20 protein-coding genes are annotated in these 22,260 nt (G+C 54.5%); 10 read left to right on the forward strand and 10 right to left on the reverse strand.

The genetic code is table 11. The annotated features are described in order from the left end of the window. Positions 1-7 precede the first annotated feature (7 nt). The 3 genes from ssuD to ssuE are packed head-to-tail and all read right to left on the reverse strand — an operon-like array spanning position 8 to position 2,680. Entirely contained in the window at positions 8-1,153 is a 1,146-nt protein-coding gene (gene ssuD / locus L463_RS10850; protein WP_017384817.1) for an FMNH2-dependent alkanesulfonate monooxygenase, read from the reverse strand. Then, the gene (locus L463_RS10845; protein ID WP_032104224.1) at positions 1,150-2,112 is read right to left on the reverse strand and encodes a sulfonate ABC transporter substrate-binding protein; all 963 of its coding nucleotides are present in this window, start codon (positions 2,110-2,112) and stop codon (positions 1,150-1,152) included. Before L463_RS10845 ends, ssuD begins: the two co-directional genes overlap by 4 nt. Next, on the reverse strand, positions 2,105-2,680 hold the full coding sequence (gene ssuE / locus L463_RS10840) for an NADPH-dependent FMN reductase (RefSeq protein WP_023296267.1): 576 nt from the start codon (positions 2,678-2,680) through the stop codon (positions 2,105-2,107). The genes L463_RS10845 and ssuE overlap by 8 nt, the downstream gene beginning before the upstream one ends. A gap of 249 nt (positions 2,681-2,929) precedes the next feature. Between ssuE and pyrD the strand changes: the two genes are divergently transcribed. Together pyrD and zapC are read left to right on the forward strand one after the other, a co-directional pair. Continuing rightward, positions 2,930-3,940: a quinone-dependent dihydroorotate dehydrogenase gene (gene pyrD / locus L463_RS10835; RefSeq protein ID WP_015570907.1), complete on the forward strand. Its 1,011-nt coding sequence runs from the start codon at positions 2,930-2,932 to the stop codon at positions 3,938-3,940. A gap of 166 nt (positions 3,941-4,106) precedes the next feature. Further along, on the forward strand, positions 4,107-4,649 hold the full coding sequence (gene zapC / locus L463_RS10830) for a cell division protein ZapC (RefSeq protein WP_015570906.1): 543 nt from the start codon (positions 4,107-4,109) through the stop codon (positions 4,647-4,649). On the opposite strand, the gene L463_RS10825 is transcribed toward zapC, so the two are convergent. Next, positions 4,646-5,755, reverse strand: a complete 1,110-nt coding sequence (locus L463_RS10825) for a YcbX family protein (RefSeq protein ID WP_023296268.1) — start codon at positions 5,753-5,755, stop codon at positions 4,646-4,648. The two genes, zapC and L463_RS10825, sit on opposite strands and share 4 nt — an antisense overlap. A gap of 98 nt (positions 5,756-5,853) precedes the next feature. Between L463_RS10825 and rlmKL the strand changes: the two genes are divergently transcribed. The 6 genes from rlmKL to rmf all read left to right on the forward strand — a co-directional run bounded on the left by rlmKL (position 5,854) and on the right by rmf (position 13,779). Continuing rightward, on the forward strand, positions 5,854-7,962 hold the full coding sequence (gene rlmKL / locus L463_RS10820) for a bifunctional 23S rRNA (guanine(2069)-N(7))-methyltransferase RlmK/23S rRNA (guanine(2445)-N(2))-methyltransferase RlmL (protein ID WP_026080728.1): 2,109 nt from the start codon (positions 5,854-5,856) through the stop codon (positions 7,960-7,962). A gap of 12 nt (positions 7,963-7,974) precedes the next feature. After that, complete coding sequence (locus L463_RS10815; RefSeq protein WP_032104225.1) at positions 7,975-9,882, forward strand: ABC transporter ATP-binding protein; 1,908 nt, start codon at positions 7,975-7,977, stop codon at positions 9,880-9,882. 13 nt (positions 9,883-9,895) lie between these two features. Further along, positions 9,896-11,149, forward strand: coding sequence for a membrane integrity-associated transporter subunit PqiA (gene pqiA / locus L463_RS10810; RefSeq protein ID WP_017693685.1), 1,254 nt, complete (start codon positions 9,896-9,898; stop codon positions 11,147-11,149). Positions 11,150-11,153: 4 nt separating this feature from the next. Next, on the forward strand, positions 11,154-12,794 hold the full coding sequence (gene pqiB / locus L463_RS10805) for an intermembrane transport protein PqiB (RefSeq protein ID WP_015570901.1): 1,641 nt from the start codon (positions 11,154-11,156) through the stop codon (positions 12,792-12,794). Then, on the forward strand, positions 12,791-13,357 hold the full coding sequence (pqiC, locus tag L463_RS10800; RefSeq protein WP_017384809.1) for a membrane integrity-associated transporter subunit PqiC: 567 nt from the start codon (positions 12,791-12,793) through the stop codon (positions 13,355-13,357). Before pqiB ends, pqiC begins: the two co-directional genes overlap by 4 nt. A gap of 254 nt (positions 13,358-13,611) precedes the next feature. Continuing rightward, positions 13,612-13,779: a ribosome modulation factor gene (gene rmf / locus L463_RS0122710; protein WP_003858162.1), complete on the forward strand. Its 168-nt coding sequence runs from the start codon at positions 13,612-13,614 to the stop codon at positions 13,777-13,779. Between the two features lie 71 nt (positions 13,780-13,850). Here rmf and fabA read toward each other — a convergent pair whose 3' ends face one another. Then, positions 13,851-14,369: a bifunctional 3-hydroxydecanoyl-ACP dehydratase/trans-2-decenoyl-ACP isomerase gene (fabA, locus tag L463_RS10795; protein ID WP_023296272.1), complete on the reverse strand. Its 519-nt coding sequence runs from the start codon at positions 14,367-14,369 to the stop codon at positions 13,851-13,853. A gap of 68 nt (positions 14,370-14,437) precedes the next feature. Beyond that, a complete protein-coding gene (locus tag L463_RS10790) occupies positions 14,438-16,198 on the reverse strand; it encodes an AAA family ATPase (RefSeq protein WP_017384808.1) in 1,761 nt (586 codons plus the stop codon). A 186-nt stretch (positions 16,199-16,384) separates the two neighbouring features. On the opposite strand from L463_RS10790, the gene matP reads away from it, so the two are divergent. Then, a complete protein-coding gene (gene matP, locus L463_RS10785) occupies positions 16,385-16,837 on the forward strand; it encodes a macrodomain Ter protein MatP (protein ID WP_006809347.1) in 453 nt (150 codons plus the stop codon). Between the two features lie 65 nt (positions 16,838-16,902). Here matP and ompA read toward each other — a convergent pair whose 3' ends face one another. Both ompA and sulA read right to left on the reverse strand, forming a co-directional pair. Then, on the reverse strand, positions 16,903-17,955 hold the full coding sequence (ompA, locus tag L463_RS10780) for a porin OmpA (RefSeq protein WP_017694761.1): 1,053 nt from the start codon (positions 17,953-17,955) through the stop codon (positions 16,903-16,905). Between the two features lie 356 nt (positions 17,956-18,311). Continuing rightward, positions 18,312-18,821 carry an SOS-induced cell division inhibitor SulA gene (gene sulA / locus L463_RS10775; protein WP_032104231.1) on the reverse strand — a complete coding sequence of 170 codons (510 nt, stop codon included), beginning with the start codon at positions 18,819-18,821 and terminating at the stop codon, positions 18,312-18,314. A 217-nt stretch (positions 18,822-19,038) separates the two neighbouring features. On the opposite strand from sulA, the gene L463_RS10770 reads away from it, so the two are divergent. Continuing rightward, a complete protein-coding gene (locus L463_RS10770; protein ID WP_017384804.1) occupies positions 19,039-19,665 on the forward strand; it encodes a TfoX/Sxy family DNA transformation protein in 627 nt (208 codons plus the stop codon). Here L463_RS10770 and yccS read toward each other — a convergent pair. Then, a complete protein-coding gene (gene yccS, locus L463_RS10765; RefSeq protein ID WP_015570895.1) occupies positions 19,622-21,784 on the reverse strand; it encodes a YccS family putative transporter in 2,163 nt (720 codons plus the stop codon). The genes L463_RS10770 and yccS overlap by 44 nt on opposite strands. Before the next feature lie 18 nt (positions 21,785-21,802). Then, entirely contained in the window at positions 21,803-22,249 is a 447-nt protein-coding gene (locus L463_RS10760; RefSeq protein ID WP_003858149.1) for a YccF domain-containing protein, read from the reverse strand. Between the last annotated feature and the right edge of the window lie 11 nt (positions 22,250-22,260).

Below are 22,260 nucleotides of genomic sequence, written 5' to 3' on the forward strand. Positions count from 1 at the left end.
TGGCTCCTTAGCTTTGCGCGACTTTTCTCGGGATAAACGCGTTCGCCACGGCTTCGCCCTGCAACTGAAGCTGACGTGGCTGCGGAATTTCCGGGATAGCGACATCCAGATGCGGGAACAGCAGTTCACCCACCTTGTACGCCTCCTCCAGATGTGGGTAGCCAGACAGGATAAAGCTGTCGATCCCCAGCGCCGCGTATTCATTAATGCGTGCCGCTACGGTTGGACCGTCGCCGACCAGTGCCGTGCCGGCACCGCCGCGCACCAGACCTACCCCGGCCCACAGGTTCGGGCTGATCTCAAGATTTTCACGCTTGCCGTTGTGCAGGGAAGCCATCCGATGCTGGCCCACGGAGTCGGTTTTGGCAAACGCCGCCTGTGCTTTAGCGATAGTGTCGTCGTCCAGATGAGCGATCAGACGGTCGGCGGCTTGCCAGGCCTCGTCGTTGGTTTCACGTACGATCACGTGCAGGCGAATACCAAAGCGTACCGTACGGCCATGTTCTGCGGCTTTAGCGCGTACCTGAGCAATTTTCTCTTTCACCAGCTCCGGTGGCTCGCCCCAGGTCAGATAGAGATCGACCTGCTCAGCCGCCAGCTCCTGCGCCACGTCCGACGATCCGCCGAAATAGAGGGGAGGGCGCGGCTGCTGTACCGGCGGGAAGTAGAGCTGCGCATCGCGAACGTGGATATGTTTCCCTTCGAAGGTGACGGTTTCCCCTTCCAGCAGACGTCGCCAGACGCGGGTGAACTCTGCGGAGGCTTCATAGCGCTCGGTATGATCGAGAAAGACGCCATCGCCCGCCAGCTCCTGCGGATCGCTGCCCGTCACCAGGTTGAACAGCGCACGGCCGTTGGAAAGCCTGTCCAGCGTTGCCGCCTGACGCGCCGCGACGGTTGGCGACACCACGCTCGGGCGCAAGGCTACCAGGAATTTCAGGCGCTGGGTGACGGGGATCATTGACGCGGCAACCAGCCACGCATCCTCACACGAGCGGCCCGTCGGGATCAGTACCCCGGTAAAACCGATGCGGTCTGCCGCCTGGGCGATCTGCTGTAGATAGCCGTGATCGACCGGGCGGGCGCCTTCTTCTGTGCCAAGATAGTGTCCATCACCGTGGGTGGGTAAAAACCAGAAAAGATTCAGACTCATGATTTTTTTCCTTCAATGCCAGCGGGTTGCCAGATGCGTTCGCGAATATTCACCTGCTTTGGAACCAGGCGGTTTTGATAAAAGAGGTCTGCCGTTTGCTGCTGGAGAGCGGCAACGTGGGCGTCAATCGGTGCTATGGTGGTGGGAGGACGGTGGTCAAGATAGGTGGCGATCACCGGTTCAGGCAGGCCCATGGTTTTTGCCAGCAGCGTGATGCTCTGCTGACGCTGGCTTTGGGTCAGCGCATCGGCCTGAGAGAAGGTATCCAGCACCTGCTGAATAAATGCGCCATTTTTCTCAGCGTAAGGACGTGCCGCCAGGTAGAACGAACCGGTCTGCTTCAGGGTGGTGCCGTCTTTCAGCACCCGCACACCGCCATGCAACAGTGCGGCGGAGTAGTACGGATCCCAGATAGCCCAGGCATCAACATTTTTTTGCTGAAACGCCGCGCGCGCATCGGCAGGCGTCAGGTAAACGGGCTGGATATCGGTGAATTTTAGGCCGGCCTCCTGCAACGCGCGCAGCAGCAGGTTGTGCGAGCTTGAACCTTTCTGGAAAGCAACCTTATGGCCTTTGAGGCCGGCGACGCTTTTGATCTCGCTGTTTTCGGGCACCAAAATAACCTCTGCCTTCGGCTTGGCGGGCTCAACGCCAACGTAAACCAGATCCGCCCCGGCAGCCTGCGCAAAGATCGGCGGGATATCGCCGGTGCTGCCTAAATCAATACTCCCGACGTTCAGCGCCTCCAGCATCTGTGGTCCGGCAGGGAACTCGACCCATGAGAATTTGGTCTCCGGGAAACGCTTCTCAAGCAACGCATGGCTTTTCGCCAACACCATGCTGACGCTGCCTTTCTGATAACCGATACGCAGGCTCTCCGGCGCTTTCTCCGCCGCCTGAGCCAGCGACGCCACTGCCAGCAGACCTGCCAGCCCGATACGGGTAACTGTTTTAAACATGCGCCACTCCTTGTGATTGATGAAATGCTGCCGCGTGGCGATCCCGACGGTTTAGGGCGTGCCAGAAGGTGTCGAGCGCACTGTCGAGGCGGGTTTGCAGATTCGGCGTGAAATGGGGTTTATGCTGGTAGTCGATTACCTGTGAGTCGTCAGCGAAGACGCCATGCAGGATCTCCTGCGCTTTCAGCGCGTTCAGAACCGGCTTGAGGGCATAATCCACCGCCAGTAAATGAGCTACCGTACCGCCTGTGGCCAGCGGCAGGACGACCTTACCGTCCAGCGCGCGTTCGGGCAGCAGATCGAGCAGCGTTTTCAGTGCGCCGGAAAAAGAGGCTTTATAAATCGGTGTCGCGACGACCAGCCCGTCAGCACTCTTAAGTTGTTCGATCAGGGTTTTCAGCGCCGGGCTGTCGAAACGGGCGTAGAGCAGATCTTCAGGCGCGAAATTGTGCAAATTCCAGTGACACACTTCGACATCCAGAGCATTAAGCTTTTCGCGAGCGTATTCCAGCAGTGCGCTGGAGCGAGAGGGGAAGCGGGGGCTTCCGGCCAGGGTAATGACGCGCATGGTTGCTCCTTATAACTAATTGTTTGCTTTTATCTAACATTCATAACAATTTTCAGGAGTGTGACATTGCGTGGTTATTCCACTAAATGATTTATCCTCAGGATGAATGCAGAAAAATGCATAAGAAGCGAACCGATAAGTAAACGATTGCGTTTTACGTGGCTTTTTTTGCCACAGGTCAATTCCCTTTCCGGGCGGAATCGCACATAATCCCCTCCCGGTTTGCACACCGGGAATCCAGGAGAGTTCATGTACTACCCCTTCGTTCGTAAAGCCCTTTTCCAGCTCGATCCTGAGCGCGCTCATGAATTTACATTTCAGCAGTTACGCCGTATTACAGGAACGCCTCTGGCCGCGCTGGTGCGTCAAAACGTGCCGGAAAAACCAGTTCAGTGCATGGGCCTGACTTTCAAAAATCCACTGGGCCTGGCGGCCGGTCTGGACAAAAATGGCGAATGCATTGATGCACTCGGTGCGATGGGCTTTGGCTCGATCGAAATCGGGACGGTGACGCCGCGTCCGCAGCCGGGAAATGACAAGCCACGTCTGTTTCGCCTGGTTGAAGCCGAGGGGCTGATCAACCGCATGGGCTTTAATAACCTTGGCGTCGATCATCTGGTTGAGAACGTTAAGAAAGCCCATTTTGATGGCGTGCTGGGTATTAATATTGGCAAAAATAAAGACACGCCGGTCGAGCAGGGTAAAGATGACTATCTGATTTGTATGGAAAAAGTCTATGCCTATGCCGGTTATATTGCGGTGAATATATCTTCGCCTAACACCCCAGGGCTGCGTTCATTACAATATGGCGAAGCGCTCGACGATCTTCTTAGCGCCATTAAAAATAAACAAACGGCGCTACAGGCGATCCACCATAAATATGTTCCGGTCGCGGTTAAGATCGCCCCGGATCTTTCGGCAGAAGAATTGATCCAGGTTGCCGACAGTTTAGTTCGCCATAATATTGATGGTGTGATTGCAACCAATACAACACTCGATCGCTCTCTCGTTCAGGGAATGAAAAACTGTGACGAAGCGGGTGGATTAAGTGGCCGTCCGGTACAATTAAAAAGCACCGAAATTATTCGCGCACTCTCCGCAGAATTAAAAGGTCAGCTGCCGATTATTGGCGTGGGTGGCATTGACTCTGTCATCGCTGCACGTGAGAAGATGGCGGCAGGTGCATCGCTGGTGCAAATTTATTCCGGCTTTATTTTTAAAGGGCCGCCGCTGATTAAAGAAATCGTCACGCATATCTAATCTTTTCTCTTAATCAGACAACCAGGGCTTTATTTCCAGCCCTGGTTGTTTTATATTCCGTCATTGTTGCTTATTTAAACATTATAGTCTTTTATTACTAGTGTTATAAGCGAAGCGGCAAACAGGACATTTTTAGTACAGGACGTTTAGGGGACGGGAGAGAAACATGCGAATTAAACCTGACGATAACTGGCGCTGGTATTTTTGTGACGAGCATGACCGTATGATGCTCGACTTAGCCAATGGCATGTTGTTTCGCTCTCGTTTTGCGCGCCGAATGTTAACGCCAGACGCGTTTGCTCCCTCAGGCTTTTGCGTTGACGACGCTGCACTCTATTTCTCTTTTGAAGAAAAATGCCGCGAGTTCGATCTCTCCAAAGAACAGCGCGCTGAACTGGTACTAAATGCGCTGGTGGCGATCCGTTTCCTGAAACCGCAAATGCCGAAAAGCTGGCATTTTCTCGCCCACGGCATGTGCTGGACCCCGGCTATCGGCGATGCGGCGAGCGTCAATCTGAGCGATACCGAAGAAGAGGTGAATTTGCTGGTGGTTGAACCCGGTGAAAACGCTGCGCTCTGTTTGCTGGCCCAACCCGGCGTGACCATTGCCGGGCGAGTTATGCAGTTAGGTGATGCCATCAAAGTGATGAATGACAGGCTGAAGCCACAGCTGCGCGTTGATTCCTTCAGCCTTGAACAGGCAGTTTAAGCTTCCAGCTGTACGGATGTTTTCGGGACACAGCTACAGCACAGGATCGTGCCGTCACTGCCAATCGCAGATTTCTTCAGGGCACTTACTTCACCATCGACCAGTTTAATGCGACAGCATCCGCAAACCCCCGCGCGACAGGAATACGGTACGCGGATACCTGCCTGTTCCAGCTGTTCCAGTAGCACCTGCTGATTGTTACCACGGATAACTTTGCCTTCCCAGTGAATATCCACCGCGGAAGCGACGTTGGTGACAACGTCAACCATCTCTTCTTCCTGACCTGCGCCGTACACCCTGGCAGGCCCGCGGGTGAGAATTTCGACCTCGTCGCCCACGCGGATCACGCCGCTGGAGCGGGGGATCAGGTTCTGGCCGAAGTCGACATCACCGTTATCCTGCGCGGTACGAAATGACTGCAAGGTTTTCAGCGGTTCGCCGGAAGGGTGTTTCTGGCCTTTCTCCGGGCTGACGGTGGTAAAAATACAGCGGCTGCACGGCTTCACGACATCAAAAATAACGCTGCCGATGCGGATCACTTTCCAGGTATCTTCATCCCAGGCATTCGCTCCGGTCACCACCAGATTCGGGCGAAACTGCTCCATCTGCACGCTGGCTTTGCAACGATTTTGTAAATCACGCAGCGAGGCCTCGCTGGTCAGCAGGAAGGGAAAACCATCCGCGAAGGAGAGAGGAACCGCATCGTGGCGCTTCACGCGACGGGTCAGCGCAGGCCCAACCCAGCGCAGCTGAACGTCACGGGAGAAAAAGCCGCTCAGCCACTGGTTAATGTTATCCGGCGCGATACGCGCGGTAAAATGATTGCCCCACACTTCCGTTGGCGCATCAAGCGGCGCAAAATCAGCAAAGCGGATCACGACGCTTGAACCGTCCGGCGCGGTCAAATGCAGCCCGTCATGAAGCGGGGAAGGGGTAAAGCGAACCATCTGCGGGAACTGACGTGCGGTGATAAACGTACCGTCAGGCTCGGTGACCATAAAAATACGATCGAAGGCGAATCCGCTCATATCGGCCAGCGCGTGAGAGACGCCGATGCCGCGCATGGATTTCACCGGATGAATAAAAAGCCTGGATAACGTCGCCACTGCACACTCCCGCTAAAGAAAATAAGCCTTCAACTTTATGACATACACGCCATATTAGCTATAATGCGCGACAATTTTCTATGAGTAAAAGTGACGATATGAATTCTCTGTTTGCCAGTACGGCCCGTGGGCTGGAAGAGCTGTTAAAAACTGAACTGGAAGCCCTGGGCGCGAAAGAGTGCCGGGTGGTTCAGGGTGGTGTCCATTTTGAGGGCGACACGCGGCTTATTTACCAGAGCCTGATGTGGAGCCGTCTGGCGTCGCGCATCATGCTGCCGATGAAAGAGTGCAAGGTCTACAGCGATCTTGATCTCTACACCGGTGTACAGATGATCGACTGGACAGAGATCTTCACCCCGGACGCTACCTTTGCGGTGCATTTCAACGGCGTCAACGATGAGATCCGCAACAGCCAGTACGGTGCCCTGCGCGTTAAGGATGCCATTGTGGACTGCTTCACGCGTCGCAATAAAGAACGTCCGAACGTTGACCGTGAAAACCCGGATCTGCGTATCAACGTCTGGCTGAACGGCGATACGGCCAGTATTTCCCTGGATCTGAGTGGCGCAGGCCTGCATCTGCGCGGCTATCGCGATCGCACCGGGATGGCGCCGATCAAAGAAACGCTGGCTGCCGCTATCGTGATGCGCTCCGGATGGCAGCCAGGTACGCCGCTGCTCGATCCGATGTGCGGTTCCGGTACGCTGCTGATTGAAGCCGCGATGCTGGCCACCGACCGTGCGCCAGGGCTGCACCGCGGCCACTGGGGCTTCAAAGGCTGGGCGCAGCACGATGAAGCCATCTGGAAAGAGGTCAAAGACGATGCGCAGACCCGCGCCCGTAAAGGGCTGGCGGAGTACACCTCTCACTTTTACGGTTCGGACAGCGACGCACGGGTGATTGAACGCGCGCGCAGCAACGCCCGTCGTGCCGGTATCGGCGAGCTGGTGACCTTCGAGGTGAAGGACGTGGCGAACCTGACCAATCCTCTGCCAAAAGGCCCGTACGGTACGGTGATCAGCAACCCGCCGTATGGTGAGCGTCTGGACAGCGAGCCGGCGCTGATTGCACTGCACAGCCTGCTGGGCCGCAACATGAAAGCGCATTTCGGCGGCTGGAACCTCTCCCTGTTTAGCGCCTCGCCGGAGCTGCTGAGCTGCCTGCAATTGCGTGCCGATCGCCAGTTCAAAGCGAAAAACGGCCCGCTGGACTGCGTGCAGAAAAACTACCATCTGGCAGAGGTAGCGGCGGATAGCAAACCGTCAGGCGTGGCGGAAGATTACGCCAACCGCCTGCGCAAAAACCTGAAGAAATTTGAGAAGTGGGCGAAGCAAGAAGGCATCGAATGTTATCGCCTGTACGACGCTGACCTGCCCGAGTACAACGTGGCGGTTGACCGCTATGCGGACTGGGTGGTGGTTCAGGAATACGCCCCGCCGAAAACTATCGATGCGCAAAAAGCGCGTCAGCGTATGCTGGATGTGATTGCGGCCACCATCGCCGTACTTGGCATTTCGCCAAACAAGCTGGTGCTGAAAACCCGTGAGCGTCAGAAAGGTAAAAATCAGTATCAGAAGATGGGCGAGAAGGGTGACTTCATCGAAGTGGGCGAATATAACGCGCGCCTGTGGGTTAACCTGACCGACTACCTTGATACCGGCCTGTTCCTCGATCACCGTATCGCCCGCCGCATGCTGGGCCAGATGAGCAAGGGGAAAGACTTCCTGAACCTGTTCTCCTATACCGGCAGCGCCAGCGTTCATGCGGGGCTTGGCGGCGCGCGTAGCACCACCACGGTAGATATGTCCCGGACTTATCTGGAGTGGGCAGAGCGCAACCTGCGTCTTAACGGCTTAACCGGCCGTCAGCATCGCCTGTTACAGGCCGACGTGCTGGGCTGGCTGCGCGATACCGACGAGCAGTTTGACCTGATCTTTATCGATCCGCCGACCTTCTCTAACTCCAAGCGTATGGAGGATAGCTTTGATGTTCAACGCGATCACCTGCGCCTGATGACTGACCTGAAGCGTCTGCTGCGTAAAGGCGGCACCATTATGTTCTCGAATAACAAGCGCGGATTCCGCATGGATCACGACGGCCTGGCCGAACTGGGACTGAAAGCACAAGAAATCAGCCAAAAAACGCTGTCTCAGGACTTTGCCCGTAACCGTCAAATCCACAACTGCTGGCTGATCTCCGCGGTCTGAAAGGAAAAATAAATGTCTTTAATTAGTATGCACGGCGCGTGGCTCTCTTTCAGCGACTCACCGCTTCTCGATAATGCAGAGCTGCATATCGAAGATAACGAGCGCGTCTGTCTGGTGGGCCGTAACGGCGCAGGTAAATCGACGCTGATGAAAATCCTCAACCGTGAGCAGGGGCTGGATGACGGCCGTATTGTTTACGAGCAGGATCTGATCGTCTCTCGTCTGCAACAGGATCCGCCGCGTAACGTCACCGGCAGCGTGTACGATTTTGTGGCCGAAGGGATTTCAGAGCAGGCGGAATACCTCAAGCGTTACCACGAGATTTCGCATCTGGTGATGACGGACCCGAGCGAGAAGAATCTCAACGAGCTGGCAAAAGTGCAGGAGATGCTCGATCACCACGGTCTGTGGCAGCTGGAAAACCGCATTAACGAAGTGCTGGCCCAGCTTGGCCTGGAAGCGGATATGGAGCTGTCGGCGCTCTCCGGCGGCTGGCTGCGTAAAGCGGCGCTGGGTCGTGCCCTGGTGAGCGGGCCTAAGGTGCTGCTGCTGGACGAACCGACGAACCACCTGGATATCGAAGCGATTGACTGGCTGGAAGGGTTCCTGAAAACCTTTAACGGTACCATTATCTTCATCTCCCACGACCGTTCGTTCATCCGCAACATGGCCACGCGCATTGTCGATCTCGATCGCGGCAAGCTGGTGACCTATCCGGGCGATTACGATACCTATCTGCTGGAGAAAGAAGAAAACCTGCGCGTGGAAGAGCTGCAAAACGCCGAGTTCGACCGCAAGCTGGCCCAGGAAGAGGTATGGATCCGTCAGGGCATTAAAGCGCGTCGTACCCGTAACGAAGGCCGCGTTCGCGCCCTGAAGGCGATGCGCCGCGAACGTAACGAACGCCGCGAAGTCATGGGTAGCGCCAAAATGCAGGTGGAAGAGGCGTCCCGCTCGGGCAAGATTGTCTTCGAAATGGAGAACGTGAATTATTCGGTTGACGGCAAAGTGCTGGTGAGCGATTTCTCCGCTCAGGTTCAGCGCGGCGACAAAATTGCGCTGATCGGCCCGAACGGGTGCGGTAAAACCACACTGCTGAAACTGATGCTCGGTCAGCTCCAGGCCGACAGCGGTCGTATCCACTGCGGTACCAAACTGGAAGTGGCGTACTTCGACCAGCACCGCGCCGAGCTGGATCCAGACCGTACGGTGATGGATAACCTCGCCGAGGGTAAACAGGAGGTCATGGTTAATGGCAAGCCGCGTCACGTGCTGGGCTACCTTCAGGACTTCCTGTTCCACCCGAAACGCGCTATGACGCCGGTGCGCGCGCTGTCCGGGGGAGAACGTAACCGTCTTTTGCTGGCGCGTCTGTTCCTGAAACCCAGTAACTTATTGATTCTCGATGAACCGACTAACGATCTGGATGTCGAAACGCTGGAACTGCTGGAAGAGTTGATTGATGGTTATCAGGGAACCGTAATGCTGGTCAGCCACGATCGTCAGTTTGTCGATAACACCGTGACCGAGTGCTGGATCTTCGAAGGCAAAGGGCGCATCGGGCAATATGTGGGCGGCTATCATGACGCGCGTGGACAGCAATCGCAGTCGCTGGCGCAAAAACAGGCGAAGACCAAAAATGTCGCTGAACCTGTTGTTGCAAAGGCAGAAACTGTCAAAAAGTCTCCTGCTAAAATGAGTTATAACTTGCAGCGCGAGCTGGAAGGGCTGCCGCAGCGTCTGGAAGAGCTGGAAGCTGCACTGGAAGCACTGCAAATCCAGGTCGCTGATGCGTCATTCTTTACGCAGCCTCACGACTATACTCAGAAAGTATTGGCTGAACTCTCCCAGGCTGAACAGACGCTGGAAGAGGCATTTGAGCGCTGGGAGTACCTTGAGTCTCTGAAAAACGGCGCATAAACAGGGATAATCTATGTGTGACCAGCACCATGCCGATCGGCATATATTATGCTCGCAATGCGATATGCTCGTGGCGTTGCCAGAGCTTGGTCACGGACATAAGGCTGCCTGCCCGCGCTGCGGCGCTACGCTGACGACCGAGTGGGACGCGCCAAGGCAGCGTCCTACGGCTTATGCGCTGGCAGCCTTATTCATGTTACTGCTCTCCAATCTCTTCCCTTTCATCTATATGAAAGTGGGCGGGATGACCAGCCAGGTGGATTTACTGGAAATACCAGGCGTGATGTTCTCGGAAGATTACGCCAGCCTTGGCACCTTCTTTCTTCTTTTCGTGCAGATCGTCCCGGCTTTTTGCCTGGTCGTCATTCTGCTGCTGGTCAACCGCGTCAGGATGCCCACTGTCCTTAAAATCAAACTCGCGCGGATCCTGTTCCAGTTGAAAAGCTGGGGGATGGCGGAAATTTTTCTCGCGGGTATCCTGGTCAGTTTCGTGAAGCTGATGGCCTACGGCGATGTGGGGATTGGCAGCAGCTTTATTCCGTGGTGTCTGTACTGCGTGCTACAACTGCGCGCGTTCCAGTGCGTGGACCGACGCTGGGCCTGGGACGATATTGCCCCGGCGCCGACGCTCTCGCAGACGGTAAAGGTGGGCGTACCGGGTATCCGTCAGGGGCTTCGCTCCTGCTCGTGCTGCACCGCCGTGCTGCCTGCGGATGTCGAGGTGTGTCCGCGCTGTGAAACAAAAGGTCACGTTCGGCGTAAAAATAGCCTGCAATGGACCATGGCGCTGCTGGTGACCTCTGTCATGCTCTATCTGCCCGCCAATATCTTGCCGATCATGATCACCGATCTGCTCGGCGACAGAATGCCCTCGACCATACTGGCCGGGGTGATTTTGCTGTGGAGCGAGGGGTCATACCCTGTTGCAGGCGTCATATTCCTCGCCAGTATTATGGTTCCGACCTTAAAGATGATTGCCATTGCCTGGCTTTGCTGGGATGCAAAAGGGCACGGTAAGCGAGACAGCGAGCGTATGCATCTGATTTATGAGGTCGTGGAATTTGTTGGCCGCTGGTCGATGATTGACGTGTTCGTGATTGCGGTTCTCTCAGCGCTGGTGCGTATGGGGGGGCTGATGAGTATTTATCCCGCTATGGGAGCGCTGATGTTTGCGTTGGTCGTCATTATGACCATGTTTGCGGCCATGACCTTCGACCCTCGTTTATCGTGGGATCGTGAGCCCGATTCAAGCCATGAGGAAGAGTAAGAGCATGGAAAATAAGAGTGGAGAGGCTAAAGTGCAGAAGGTCAGAAACTGGTCGCCGGTGTGGATTTTCCCTATCGTGACCGCGCTGATCGGTGCATGGATCCTGTTTTATCATTACAGCCATCAGGGACCGGAAGTCACGCTAATTACCACCAATGCAGAGGGGATTGAGGGCGGAAAAACCACCATCAAGAGCCGCAGCGTGGATGTGGGTGTCGTGGAAAGCGCGACCCTGACGGATGATTTAACCCATGTTGAAATCAAGGCCCGCCTGAATGCCGGCATGGAAAAACTGCTCCATGAAGATTCTGTTTTTTGGGTAGTGAAACCGCAGGTCGGGAGAGAAGGGATCAGCGGCTTAGGAACGCTATTGTCAGGGGCCTACATCGAACTCCAGCCCGGCAACAAAGGCGCCCAGCCAGCAAACTATCAGCTGCTGGATTCACCGCCGCTTGCGCCACCGGATGCAAAAGGGATCCGCGTTATTCTGGACAGCAAAAAAGCGGGCCAGCTCTCGCCGGGCGATCCGGTACTGTTCCGTGGATATCGCGTCGGTTCGGTTGAAACAAGCACCTTCGATCCGCAAAAACGGACCATCAGCTATCAGCTTTTTATCAATGCGCCTAATGATCGCCTGGTGACCAGCAACGTTCGCTTCTGGAAAGACAGCGGGATCGCGGTGGATCTGACCTCTGCGGGGATGCGCGTTGAGATGGGTTCACTCACCACGCTGTTTGGTGGGGGCGTCAGTTTTGATGTGCCGGAAGGTATAGATCTGGGACAACCGGTGGCGGAGAAAACCGCCTTCAGGCTGTTTGACGATCAAAAAAGCATTCAGGATGCGCTCTATACCGATCACATCGACTACCTGATGTTCTTTAAGGACTCTGTACGCGGCTTGCAGCCTGGGGCGCCAGTTGAGTTCCGCGGTATCCGTCTGGGGACCGTGGGACAAGTGCCTTACTTTGTTCCGGGACTCAAGCAGATGCTTGATGATGATTATCGTATTCCGGTGCTGATCCGCATTGAGCCTGAGCGTTTGATTAACCAGATAGGCGAGGACCAGGATATTGGGGAGCATATCAGCGATCTGATGAATCGCGGTCTGCGTGGCTCGCTGAAAACTGGCAACCTGGTCACAGGGGCGTTATATGTCGATATGGACTTCTATCCAAAAGCGCCACCAATGACGGGGATCCGTGAATTTGGCGGCTACAAAATCATTCCTACGGTCAGCAGTGGCCTGGCGCAGATCCAACAGCGCCTGATGGAAACACTGGATAAGATCAACAATCTGCCGCTGAATCCAATGCTTGAGGCCGCGACGGGATCACTGCATCAGAGCCAGGCGACGATGCAACGTCTGCAAACCACGCTGGATAATATCAACAAGATCACCGCCAACCAGTCCATGCAGCAACTGCCGCAGGATATGCAGAAAACGTTGCGCGAACTGAATCGCAGTATGCAGGGCTTCCAGCCGGGCTCAGCGGCTTACAACAAGATGGTGGCGGATATGCAACGTCTTGATCAGGTTTTACGCGAGCTACAGCCCGTTCTGAAAACGCTCAATGAAAAGAGCAACGCGCTGGTGTTTGAAGCGAAAGACAAAAAGGATCCTGAGCCTAAGAGGGCGAAACAATGAAAAAATGGCTAATCATCGCAGGCGCACTGGTATTAACGGCCTGTAGCTCTGGAAGCGATAACAAAAGCTACTACCAGCTGCCGTTAAGCGCGCAATCCGGTGCGCAGAGTAGCACCTCGCAGGGCAGCCGTCTGCTGTGGGTTGAACAGGTTGCCGTGCCAGATTATCTTGCGGGCAACGGGGTGGTCTACCAGACCAGCGATGTGCAGTACGTTATCGCCAACAATAACCTGTGGGCCAGCCCTCTGGATCAGCAGCTACGCAATACGCTGGTGGCGAATCTGAGCAGCCAGCTTCCTGGTTGGGTAGTCGCCTCGCAGCCTCTGGGAAGCGATCAGGACACTCTAAATGTTAACGTGACGGGATTCCATGGCCGCTATGATGGTGCGGTTGTTATCAGCGGGGAGTGGCTCTTGAATCATCAGGGCCAGCTGATTAAGCGTCCTTTCCATCTGGAACTGAAGCAGCAGAAAGATGGCTATGACGAAATGGTGAAAGTGCTTGCGCAGGGGTGGGCACAGGAGTCGGCTGCTATCGCAAGAGAGATTTCCCGGCTGCCATAAGTAAAATTCATCGACGAAAGCCGCACTCAGCTTCTTGCTGATTGCGGCTTTTTTTTCGTTTTATGTTCAGTTTGTTACTTGTCCCGCGTCACATTTTTTGTACAAACGATCTTCCATGTAGCTCACAAATATGACACCCGTATGAATTTTGAACGTTGACGCTGACGCCGATTCGGGGTATTCGTTAACTGTGCTTGCACATATTGCAATCACTATTTTCTTTCCACCAGACAAAAGAATGAGGGAAACGAGGCATGAAGAGACAGAAACGAGATCGCCTGGAAAGGGCTCATCAACGTGGTTATCAGGCTGGCATCGCCGGACGTTCAAAAGAAATGTGTCCCTATCAGGCCCTGAATCAAAGGTCCCAATGGCTAGGGGGCTGGCGAGAAGCCATCGGAGACAGGGCAGTACTTGCTTGATACCGTCTCTTTAAAAAGAAACCTCCGCAATGCGGAGGTTTCGCCTTTCTGGAAGGGGCTAAATGCCGTTATCAGAAAGCGGAGGTATCCTGGAACAGACCCACTTTCAGGTCGTTCGCAGTATAGATAAGACGACCATCTACCAGCACTTCACCGTCCGCCAGGCCCATAATCAGGCGGCGGTTAACGATGCGTTTGAAATGGATACGGTAGGTGACTTTCTTCGCGGTAGGCAGAACCTGACCGGTGAATTTCACTTCGCCTACGCCCAGCGCACGGCCTTTACCTTCACCGCCAAGCCAGCCCAGATAGAAGCCAACCAGCTGCCACATGGCATCGAGGCCCAGGCAGCCAGGCATTACCGGATCGCCAATAAAGTGGCAACCGAAGAACCACAGGTCCGAGTTGATATCGAGTTCTGCTTCTACGTAACCCTTATCAAAGTTGCCGCCGGTTTCGGTCATTTTCACGACACGGTCCATCATCAGCATATTTGGGGCCGGTAACTGCGGGCCTTTCGCACCAAACAGTTCACCGCGACCAGAGGCAAGAAGGTCTTCTTTAGTATAGGATTCGCGTTTATCTACCATGTTCTCAGTAAGCCTTATTTTAGTGAAGGACGCAGGATAGCTAACACGTGTACGCTGAACAAGTCCGATCAGTTAGCACTAAACCAACTTAACCAGCGTAACGGCCACGGATAACGATGACGAGCATCCTGCTGTGTCGCCTGAGCTATACGTTCCTGAATGGTCTGCATCAGGGTTGTCTGGCCTTCGCCGTCCCAGACCAGGTTTGTCAGTAAGGGTAGAGCATCCTCAACCCCTTCGATGGCCCAGACGGCGAATTGTTCCTGCTCTACCGCATCCAGAATCGCCTGGCTCAGGCTCAAATGGCGAGCGTTAGGCGCCGGAATAATCACGCCCTGTTTGCCGTTTAAACCGCGCTGCTGGCAGATAGCAAAGAAGCCTTCGATTTTCTCATTCAGTCCACCCACCGGTTGAGCACGACCAAACTGATCTACGGAACCGGTAATCGCAATATTCTGATTAATCGGTACGTCTGCAAGCGCGCTGATCACGGCGCACAGCTCTGCCATCGAGGCGCTGTCGCCGTCGACTTCACTGTAGGACTGCTCAAAGGTCAACGAGGCAGAGAAGGGGATCTGCTGCTCCAGCTGAAGTTCAGACATCAGGAATGCCTGCATGATCATCATGCCTTTGGCATGAATGTTTCCGCCCAGTTCGGCCTTGCGTTCGATATCGGTAAATTCGCCGTCACCAATGTGCACGACACAGCTGATACGGGAAGGCTCGCCAAAGGCGCGCGGGTGTCCGGGGAACTCGATGACGGACAAGGCGTTGATTTGCCCGATACGTTCGCCTTCGGTCTCCACCAGAATCTGTTCCAGCAGAATTTCATCCTGCATACGGTCAGCAAGATAACCTTCACGCCATTCACGCTGGGCCAGCATCTGGCTAAGCTGCTCACCAGTAAACGGACCGTTGCCGCTGATAACGCCCACTTCACGCAGCTGTTTACCGATCCAGAGCGGGCAGAGCGGCAGGGTTTCCTGATCGCCAGTGTAGCGTACGGCCTCGCGGATTAAGCCCGGCCACGCATCCTCGGCAGGCGAGGGCAGCGCGAAACGTTCCGCCACGGCCATAACCCACTGACACCACTGCGCCATGTCATCGGCATCGGCGATCTGAATATTGTCTTCAAATTCACTGTAAACCGCCTGCTCCGCGAGTTCTGGCTCCATTTCCTGGAAATCAGCCAGAGATTCACGGTCACCCGTCAGCACGACGGTCAGCGACAGCGGCATAGACGGAATGGAAACAGGCAGCGGACGTGAATCGTCGTAGCCTATCCAGTCAAAACGTTGCTGCATCACCACCGTTTTCAGGCGCATCCACAGCAGAGGCTGTGCGAGCAGGGTGCGAAGGGAGATGAGCAACACACCACCGTTCGCGCGGTGTACCAGACCGGGTTGCAGTGACACATCGCCATTGAACTGACGAAGGCAGCCGAACAGCTGTTCTGCTTCCACCCAGTTGGCGGTGATCACTTCGCCTTTTGCAGCGAATTGTCCGTCTGCCTGCGTGGCAGGTTCGAAGGTCACGTCACGTCCGGCAATATGGTACTGACCACCAAAAACGGCATTCGTTTTTGGATGCAACTGGCGCATGGCATCACCGAGAAGCGTCAGATACTCGGCTTCTTCCGGGGCTTTGAGCAGCATAAAAGGAGATGTAGCCCATGGGGATGACATCTGCTCCAGCGCGTAATGCAAACGCGGTTGTGTATCGCTAAGTATGAATTCGTGTTCTTTTGTGAGGTCTGGCTGTGCAAACAGCTCCTGATAGCTCTCGGTATCCGGAACCAGGTCACGCCATGCAAGTTTCGTAATGGTCAAAGTTGATGTTTTTTAGTCAGAAGTAAAACCGTGGAGTATACCGTAAGCGGCGCACTCTGCCCAATCAGGATTCGGGTTTTCGTCATGCGGATCGCCTGCGGCGTTTCACAGGATATGATTTCTTTTCAGCAGATTGCCAAAAAACTGATATTCTGAACAGAGTTACACGGTAACACTGAGATCGCAATGAAATATCAACAACTGGAAAACCTCGAAAGCGGCTGGAAATGGAAGTACCTGGTCAAAAAGCACCGTGAAGGGGAGCTGATCACCTGCTACATCGAAGCCAGCGCGGCACAAGAAGCTGTGGATATGTTGCTGACCCTCGAAAACGAACCGGTACAGGTCAACGGCTGGATTGAGAAACACATTAATCCGGCCTTGTTAAACCGGATGAAGCAAACTATCCGTGCTCGTCGTAAACGGCATTTCAATGCCGAGCATCAGCACACCCGTAAGAAATCGATCGACCTGGAGTTCATGGTCTGGCAGCGTCTGGCCGGGCTTGCGCAGCGGCGCGGAAAAACCCTGTCGGAAACGGTGGTGCAGCTGATTGAAGATGCCGAGCACAAAGAGAAGTATGCCAGCCAGATGTCGACGCTGAAGAACGATCTACAGGCACTGTTAGGTAAAAAATAAGCTTTTTACTTTTCTTCAGATAATAAAAAACCCCGCATCGCGGGGTTTTTTTATAAGACGATAACTTATGCCGCAGGCTGAGTTACAACGTCTTTGATACCTTTAACTTCGATCTCTACGCGACGATCTGGTGCCAGGCAGTCGATCAGTGCAGCGCGTGGTTTCACGTTGTCACAGGTAGAACCGGTAACTGGGTTAGATTCGCCCATACCACGTGGGGAGATCTTGTTAGCTGGGATACCTTTAGATACCAGGTAATCAACTACAGACTGAGCACGTTTCTCAGACAGACCCTGGTTGTAAGCGTCAGAACCGATACGGTCGGTGAAGCCCAGAACCACTACAGAACCGTCTTTAGGATCCAGGTTGCTCAGCTGGGTGTACAGCTGATCCAGTGCCTGCTGACCTTCTGGTTTCAGGGTAGCTTTGTTGAAGTTGAACAGAACGTCAGACTTCAGAGTGAAGTGCTTGGTCTGTACTTCTGGAGCTGGAGCCGGAGCTGGAGCTACGACTGGCGCATCTTCCTGCTGACCGAAACGGTAAGAAACACCAACGCTCAGCATGCCGTTGTCTGGACGAACGCCAACGGTAGCACCGTCACCGATGTTGTTAACCCACTGGTATTCCAGACGGGTAGCGATGTCACGGGTCATTGCCCACTCAACGCCACCAGCGAATACTGGGGAAACACCAGTGTCGTGGTCGTCACCAGCGATGCTGTTGCTGGAGTCTGCACGCCATACCATGCCGCCCAGACGGGTGTACACGTCCAGATCGTCAGTCACTGGGTAACCCAGTTTAGCGGTCAGCTGTACGCCTTGAGCTTTGAAAGCGCCATTTACGTTGTCGCCTTTGTAAGGCATACGACCTAACCAGTCGTAGCCCATTTCAAAGCCAACATACGGGTTAACCTGATAGCCACCGAACGCACCTGCACCCAGCTGGCTCTCGTGAGTAGGGCCATCGTTGTTCAGGCTGCTGTTGTACCAACCGGTGTCATGGAACTGAGACCAGCCCAGTTTACCACCTGCATACCAGGTATTATCTTTCGGAGCGGCCTGCGCTACGGTAGCGAAGCCAGCCAGTGCCACTGCAATCGCGATAGCTGTCTTTTTCATTTTTTGCGCCTCGTTATCATCCAAAATTTGCCATGAATATCTCCATCGGAGGAATCACGGTTAAATCCTTCACCGGGGGGCGTGGTCAAATATAAACCTACCGATATCTTCGGCTTAGGCCGAGCACCCCTGGCGATGTAAAGTCTACAACGTAGCTGAAAACTTACAAGTGTGAAGTCCGTCAGGCATATGAAAAAAAAAGTTCCGTATACCTAATATTTAACAATTTTTGAACGAATTTTGTGCAGTAAAATTAACGAGAACCGCGTCAGACAAGCCTTGCCGCAGTTTTGACGCGTTGAACTTTTTTTGCATACCGTGGTCGAAAAAAATTCCAGGAAAACTCTTAAAATGACTCAATGGTACACATTTGAGTGAATTTTTAGCCCGGGATGTTGTCCTCTGCGATAGGAATCTCCACGAACCGGCCGCATGATGAAACCCATCGCATTACCTTCTTCAGCCGCTTCAGACAGACGCAAATGTTCCTCTTGCGACAGATCCTCAGGCAACCACCCAATCACGACGCTATAGTTCCCGGTACGTAATGCCCGGACCATCGACTCGACCGTATCGCAAGGGGAGAGTTGATTAATCTGCATCACCTTCGCTAACGGCAGGCCAGCCGACTGAACCCATTCACGACTTAATTTTTGCTGTGGCGTCAGCCAGAGCTGCCAGCGAGACTGTTGCCCGAGCTGCTGCAAAAGCGGCAGGAGTAAGAGTTGTGTTAACAGCGGCTGGTCTTCACGGTAAACCACTTCACTGATAAGCCCTGTCGATACACGCCCGATAGAATTCTGCGCAGCATTGCCTGCGGCAGAAGTGGAAGGTGTTAAGTGATTTGCATAGCCTGAAGTGTACATATTCATTCCAGCCCTGTAGTTACTGTATGGATATACAGTAACCCCTGTGTGCATAAAGATCAACCTCATTTTCGGAAAGCGACTCGCAAATTTCATCCATTCCTGGTGAACCTGAAAAAATCATCTTGCCCAACGGCAATAAGTTGCCTATTTTCCTGCTAACGGATCCGTTAGTAAGAAATATCGTGTTTACTGTATGATTTTTAATGGAATTATCATGAAAAAGATATCTTATGATCGGATTTATCAATCTCAAGAATACCTCTCTCCGCTGGGCGAAATTCATCATCGCGCCCTGTTTGGCGGTTATACCCTGGCCGTGGATGAAGCGGTGTTCGCGATGGTGTCTGACGGCGAGCTGTACCTTCGCGCCTGTGAGCAAAGTGCAAAATACTGTGTAAAAAACGCCTCCTCTTTTCTGACACTGATGAAACGAGGACGGCCAGTGCTGCTTAATTACTACCGTGTGGATGAAGGTCTGTGGCAAAACAGGGAAAAGCTGCTTCAGCTCTCCTCGTTTGCGCTCGATGCCGCCAGGAAAGAGCGCTACCAGCGCCATCAGCGTAATCGGCTTAAGGATCTGCCGAACCTGACCTTTCAGATTGAGGTCCTGCTTATGGAGGCGGGCATTACCAATGAAGAGACGCTACGACAGTTGGGGGCGAAGACGAGCTGGCTGAAAATGCGCTCTAAGAATAAAGCGCTGAGTATCCGGGTATTGTTCGCGCTTGAAGGCGCCATCGAAGGGTTACATGAAGCGGCACTCCCGGCGGATATTCGCCGGGAGCTTATGGAGTGGTTTAATGCGCTGCCTGAGTCGCAGGGCCATCATTCCGCCAGGTAGCGATCTTCTGTCGCAGCCGACAAATTTCCGGCAGCAAAGCGATAAGCAGGCCAATTTGCTGTAGGACCAGCGGAGCTTTGTTGTCGGTGCCAGGATCAAGGTGTGCGATACGTTGCACCAGTTCATCCAGTGCCTGGTGAACCCGTGGCTCATCCGCAGGTTGATGATGAAGCGCATCATCAACGTAGCAAACGGCGTCGTCCAGCAGCGCCAGGATGCCCGGATTTGTCAGTTTCTCACGGTGGGCGCCAAGGGTAGAGATATAGCTGGTGAACGTGTGGTTCAGACACAGCAGGCGGAAGGCTGTCTCCCGGATTTCTGCCGTGGCGCGCGGCTCAGTTGACATATTCGAGACAACGGAAGCCAGCTCTGCGTCCGTGTTATGCGCATCGCGACGGGCAATCCGATAGGCCAGACGGTTATCGCGACCCTGATGGTATTGCTCAAGAATAGCATCCAGATAGCGGCAGTTGGCGTTCATTGCTCTGTCGGACACGCGCGGTAAGTTACGAAAACGCCAGTCCGGCCAGATAAAGCTCACCGCCGCCCAGGCAATGGCGCAGCCGATTAGCGTGTCGATCACGCGGGGGAGGGCCACTTCAAAGCCTTCACCCAGCAGATTGAAGCAGAGCAGCACCAGCAGCGTGATGAACATCGTGGCGTGGGCGTACTGCACATTGCGGAAGGCGAAAAACAGTACACCGGTAATCACGATCAGGATCAGTTGCCCTTCTACGGATGGCACAAAGTAGAGCACCGGCAGCCCGATGGCGACCCCGACTAATGTCCCGACAATACGCAGCGCGAGCCGATGGCGGGTAGCGTTATAGTTCGGCTGGCAGACAAACAGGCTGGTCAGCAGGATCCAGTAACCGTGGTGCAACCCTGTTATCTGGATAAATGCATAGCCGACGCACAGAACCAGCGACATCCTTACCGCATGGCGAAAGAGGGCGGATTCCGGCGTAAAATGACGGCTCAGGCGCAGCCACATATCGCTGAAACCGTTGAGACTGTCGTCGGCAAGCTGGTTGTCGGCGTCATTGCCCGGCATTGCCATCGCCTGTTCAGACTCAATGGTGGCGAGCTGAGCATCGATGGCTCTCAGGTTGTTGAGCAAGAATCCCAGGGCTTTGAACTGTTCCGGCGATGTCCCACTGGCCTGAACGCGATCGAGGGCCGCATCCAGATGACTGAATGCGCGTTCAAAGCGAGGATCGTGCTGATAGGGCGTGCGCAGCAGTATTGAGCGCGCAAGTTGCTGGCAGGCCTGAGACTGCATTGACAGCAGGCGCTGGAAACGGAACATCACGTCGCTGTAGCGGAATTTCTCGCGCAGGTCAGCGTACTGCACATGCGAGGAGCTGGCGCGCTCGTGAATATCCTGGGCGACAAAGTAGTAGTGCAGTGTGCGCCGGGTACCGCGCTGACCGCGATCGCCGCGCAGACGGGTGAGCAGAGACGCTTTGGTCTGATTTAGCGTGGCGACCAGCTGGCCATTTGCCAGCGCCAGATCGTACAGGGGCGCCTGGCTGTCCTCTTCAATATCCGGATCAAACAGCCGGGATTTCAGCTCCAGATAGTGGGCCAGCTGTTCGTAACTGCGGGCAATGTTGTCCTGTAAGGCACGAACCGGAAAAATAAGATGTCCGGTTAAGGTCAGCAGGTTATACCAGATAGCGCCCAACAGCAGCAGGACCGGCTGCTGATACCACTGATCGTAAAGAGAGACGCCCAGCATGGTGTAAATGGCAATCAGCAGGGCGCCAAACGCGATAGTGGCGTAGCGTTGCCCGAGGCCGCCGAGCAAAATGAAGCCGCTGGTAGACACCGTCAGCCCTAAGGCAAACAGCCAGGGCCAGGGGAAAAGCAGCTCAACGGAGGCGGAAGCAATAAAGAAGCAGACCAGCGTGATGACCAGATTACGCAAACGACCGGCCAGGCGGTCGTCGAGATCCGCCAGCGCACCGGCCACCACCCCAAGCGTGAGGGGGATGGTGAGCTTCACGTCATTTAGCCACCACGGCAGAGCGACGGTGCCGCAGAGGGCGATAAAGATCCTGACGTTATACAGCCAGTTACTGTTCCACGTATAGCGACGAAGCAGGGGGCTTAGCATGAGTGCGGCCAGTCCTTATTACTGAAAACGGCGACGGGCGTTGGCTTCACGCGCGGCTTGCGCGACTTCGACCGGGACAACACGGCGTCCTACCGGCCACAGGGCGATGGTAGCAATTTTGAAATTAGCGATGCCAACCGGAATGCCTATAATCGTGATGCACTGGGCGATACCGGCGAAGATATGCATCAGACACAACCACCAGCCAAAGAAGATCAGCCATAAAATATTCAGCAGCGTGCCGCCGGTATTCATCAGGGCATTTTTTCTTTCCGGCTCCAGCTCATCCACGTGTACGGCTTCATTTCCATAAGGAACGAGGGACAGTTTGGTGATTTCCCAGCAGGAGCGCGTCAGCGGAAGGGTGAAGATGAGCACGATGCTCACCAGGGTGGCAAAAAGCCAGGAAAGGGTGGTGGCAAAACCGCCAAGGACAAAATTCAACACATTCAGAACGGTACGCATAAACCCTCATT

The sequence above is a fragment of the Enterobacter sp. BIDMC 27 genome, assembly GCF_000534415.1.
Taxonomy (GTDB): Bacteria; Pseudomonadota; Gammaproteobacteria; order Enterobacterales; family Enterobacteriaceae; genus Enterobacter; species Enterobacter hormaechei_C.

What these genes read in the sequence shown, in the direction of transcription:
- ssuD (WP_017384817.1), bottom strand. Translation starts at nt 1,153, where the DNA reads ATGAGTCTGAATCTTTTCTGGTTTTTACCCACCCACGGTGATGGACAC.
- L463_RS10845 (WP_032104224.1), bottom strand. Translation starts at nt 2,112, where the DNA reads ATGTTTAAAACAGTTACCCGTATCGGGCTGGCAGGTCTGCTGGCAGTG.
- ssuE (WP_023296267.1), bottom strand. Translation starts at nt 2,680, where the DNA reads ATGCGCGTCATTACCCTGGCCGGAAGCCCCCGCTTCCCCTCTCGCTCC.
- pyrD (WP_015570907.1), top strand. Translation starts at nt 2,930, where the DNA reads ATGTACTACCCCTTCGTTCGTAAAGCCCTTTTCCAGCTCGATCCTGAG.
- zapC (WP_015570906.1), top strand. Translation starts at nt 4,107, where the DNA reads ATGCGAATTAAACCTGACGATAACTGGCGCTGGTATTTTTGTGACGAG.
- rlmKL (WP_026080728.1), top strand. Translation starts at nt 5,854, where the DNA reads ATGAATTCTCTGTTTGCCAGTACGGCCCGTGGGCTGGAAGAGCTGTTA.
- L463_RS10815 (WP_032104225.1), top strand. Translation starts at nt 7,975, where the DNA reads ATGTCTTTAATTAGTATGCACGGCGCGTGGCTCTCTTTCAGCGACTCA.
- pqiA (WP_017693685.1), top strand. Translation starts at nt 9,896, where the DNA reads ATGTGTGACCAGCACCATGCCGATCGGCATATATTATGCTCGCAATGC.
- pqiB (WP_015570901.1), top strand. Translation starts at nt 11,154, where the DNA reads ATGGAAAATAAGAGTGGAGAGGCTAAAGTGCAGAAGGTCAGAAACTGG.
- pqiC (WP_017384809.1), top strand. Translation starts at nt 12,791, where the DNA reads ATGAAAAAATGGCTAATCATCGCAGGCGCACTGGTATTAACGGCCTGT.
- rmf (WP_003858162.1), top strand. Translation starts at nt 13,612, where the DNA reads ATGAAGAGACAGAAACGAGATCGCCTGGAAAGGGCTCATCAACGTGGT.
- fabA (WP_023296272.1), bottom strand. Translation starts at nt 14,369, where the DNA reads ATGGTAGATAAACGCGAATCCTATACTAAAGAAGACCTTCTTGCCTCT.
- matP (WP_006809347.1), top strand. Translation starts at nt 16,385, where the DNA reads ATGAAATATCAACAACTGGAAAACCTCGAAAGCGGCTGGAAATGGAAG.
- ompA (WP_017694761.1), bottom strand. Translation starts at nt 17,955, where the DNA reads ATGAAAAAGACAGCTATCGCGATTGCAGTGGCACTGGCTGGCTTCGCT.
- sulA (WP_032104231.1), bottom strand. Translation starts at nt 18,821, where the DNA reads ATGTACACTTCAGGCTATGCAAATCACTTAACACCTTCCACTTCTGCC.
- L463_RS10770 (WP_017384804.1), top strand. Translation starts at nt 19,039, where the DNA reads ATGAAAAAGATATCTTATGATCGGATTTATCAATCTCAAGAATACCTC.
- yccS (WP_015570895.1), bottom strand. Translation starts at nt 21,784, where the DNA reads ATGCTAAGCCCCCTGCTTCGTCGCTATACGTGGAACAGTAACTGGCTG.
- L463_RS10760 (WP_003858149.1), bottom strand. Translation starts at nt 22,249, where the DNA reads ATGCGTACCGTTCTGAATGTGTTGAATTTTGTCCTTGGCGGTTTTGCC.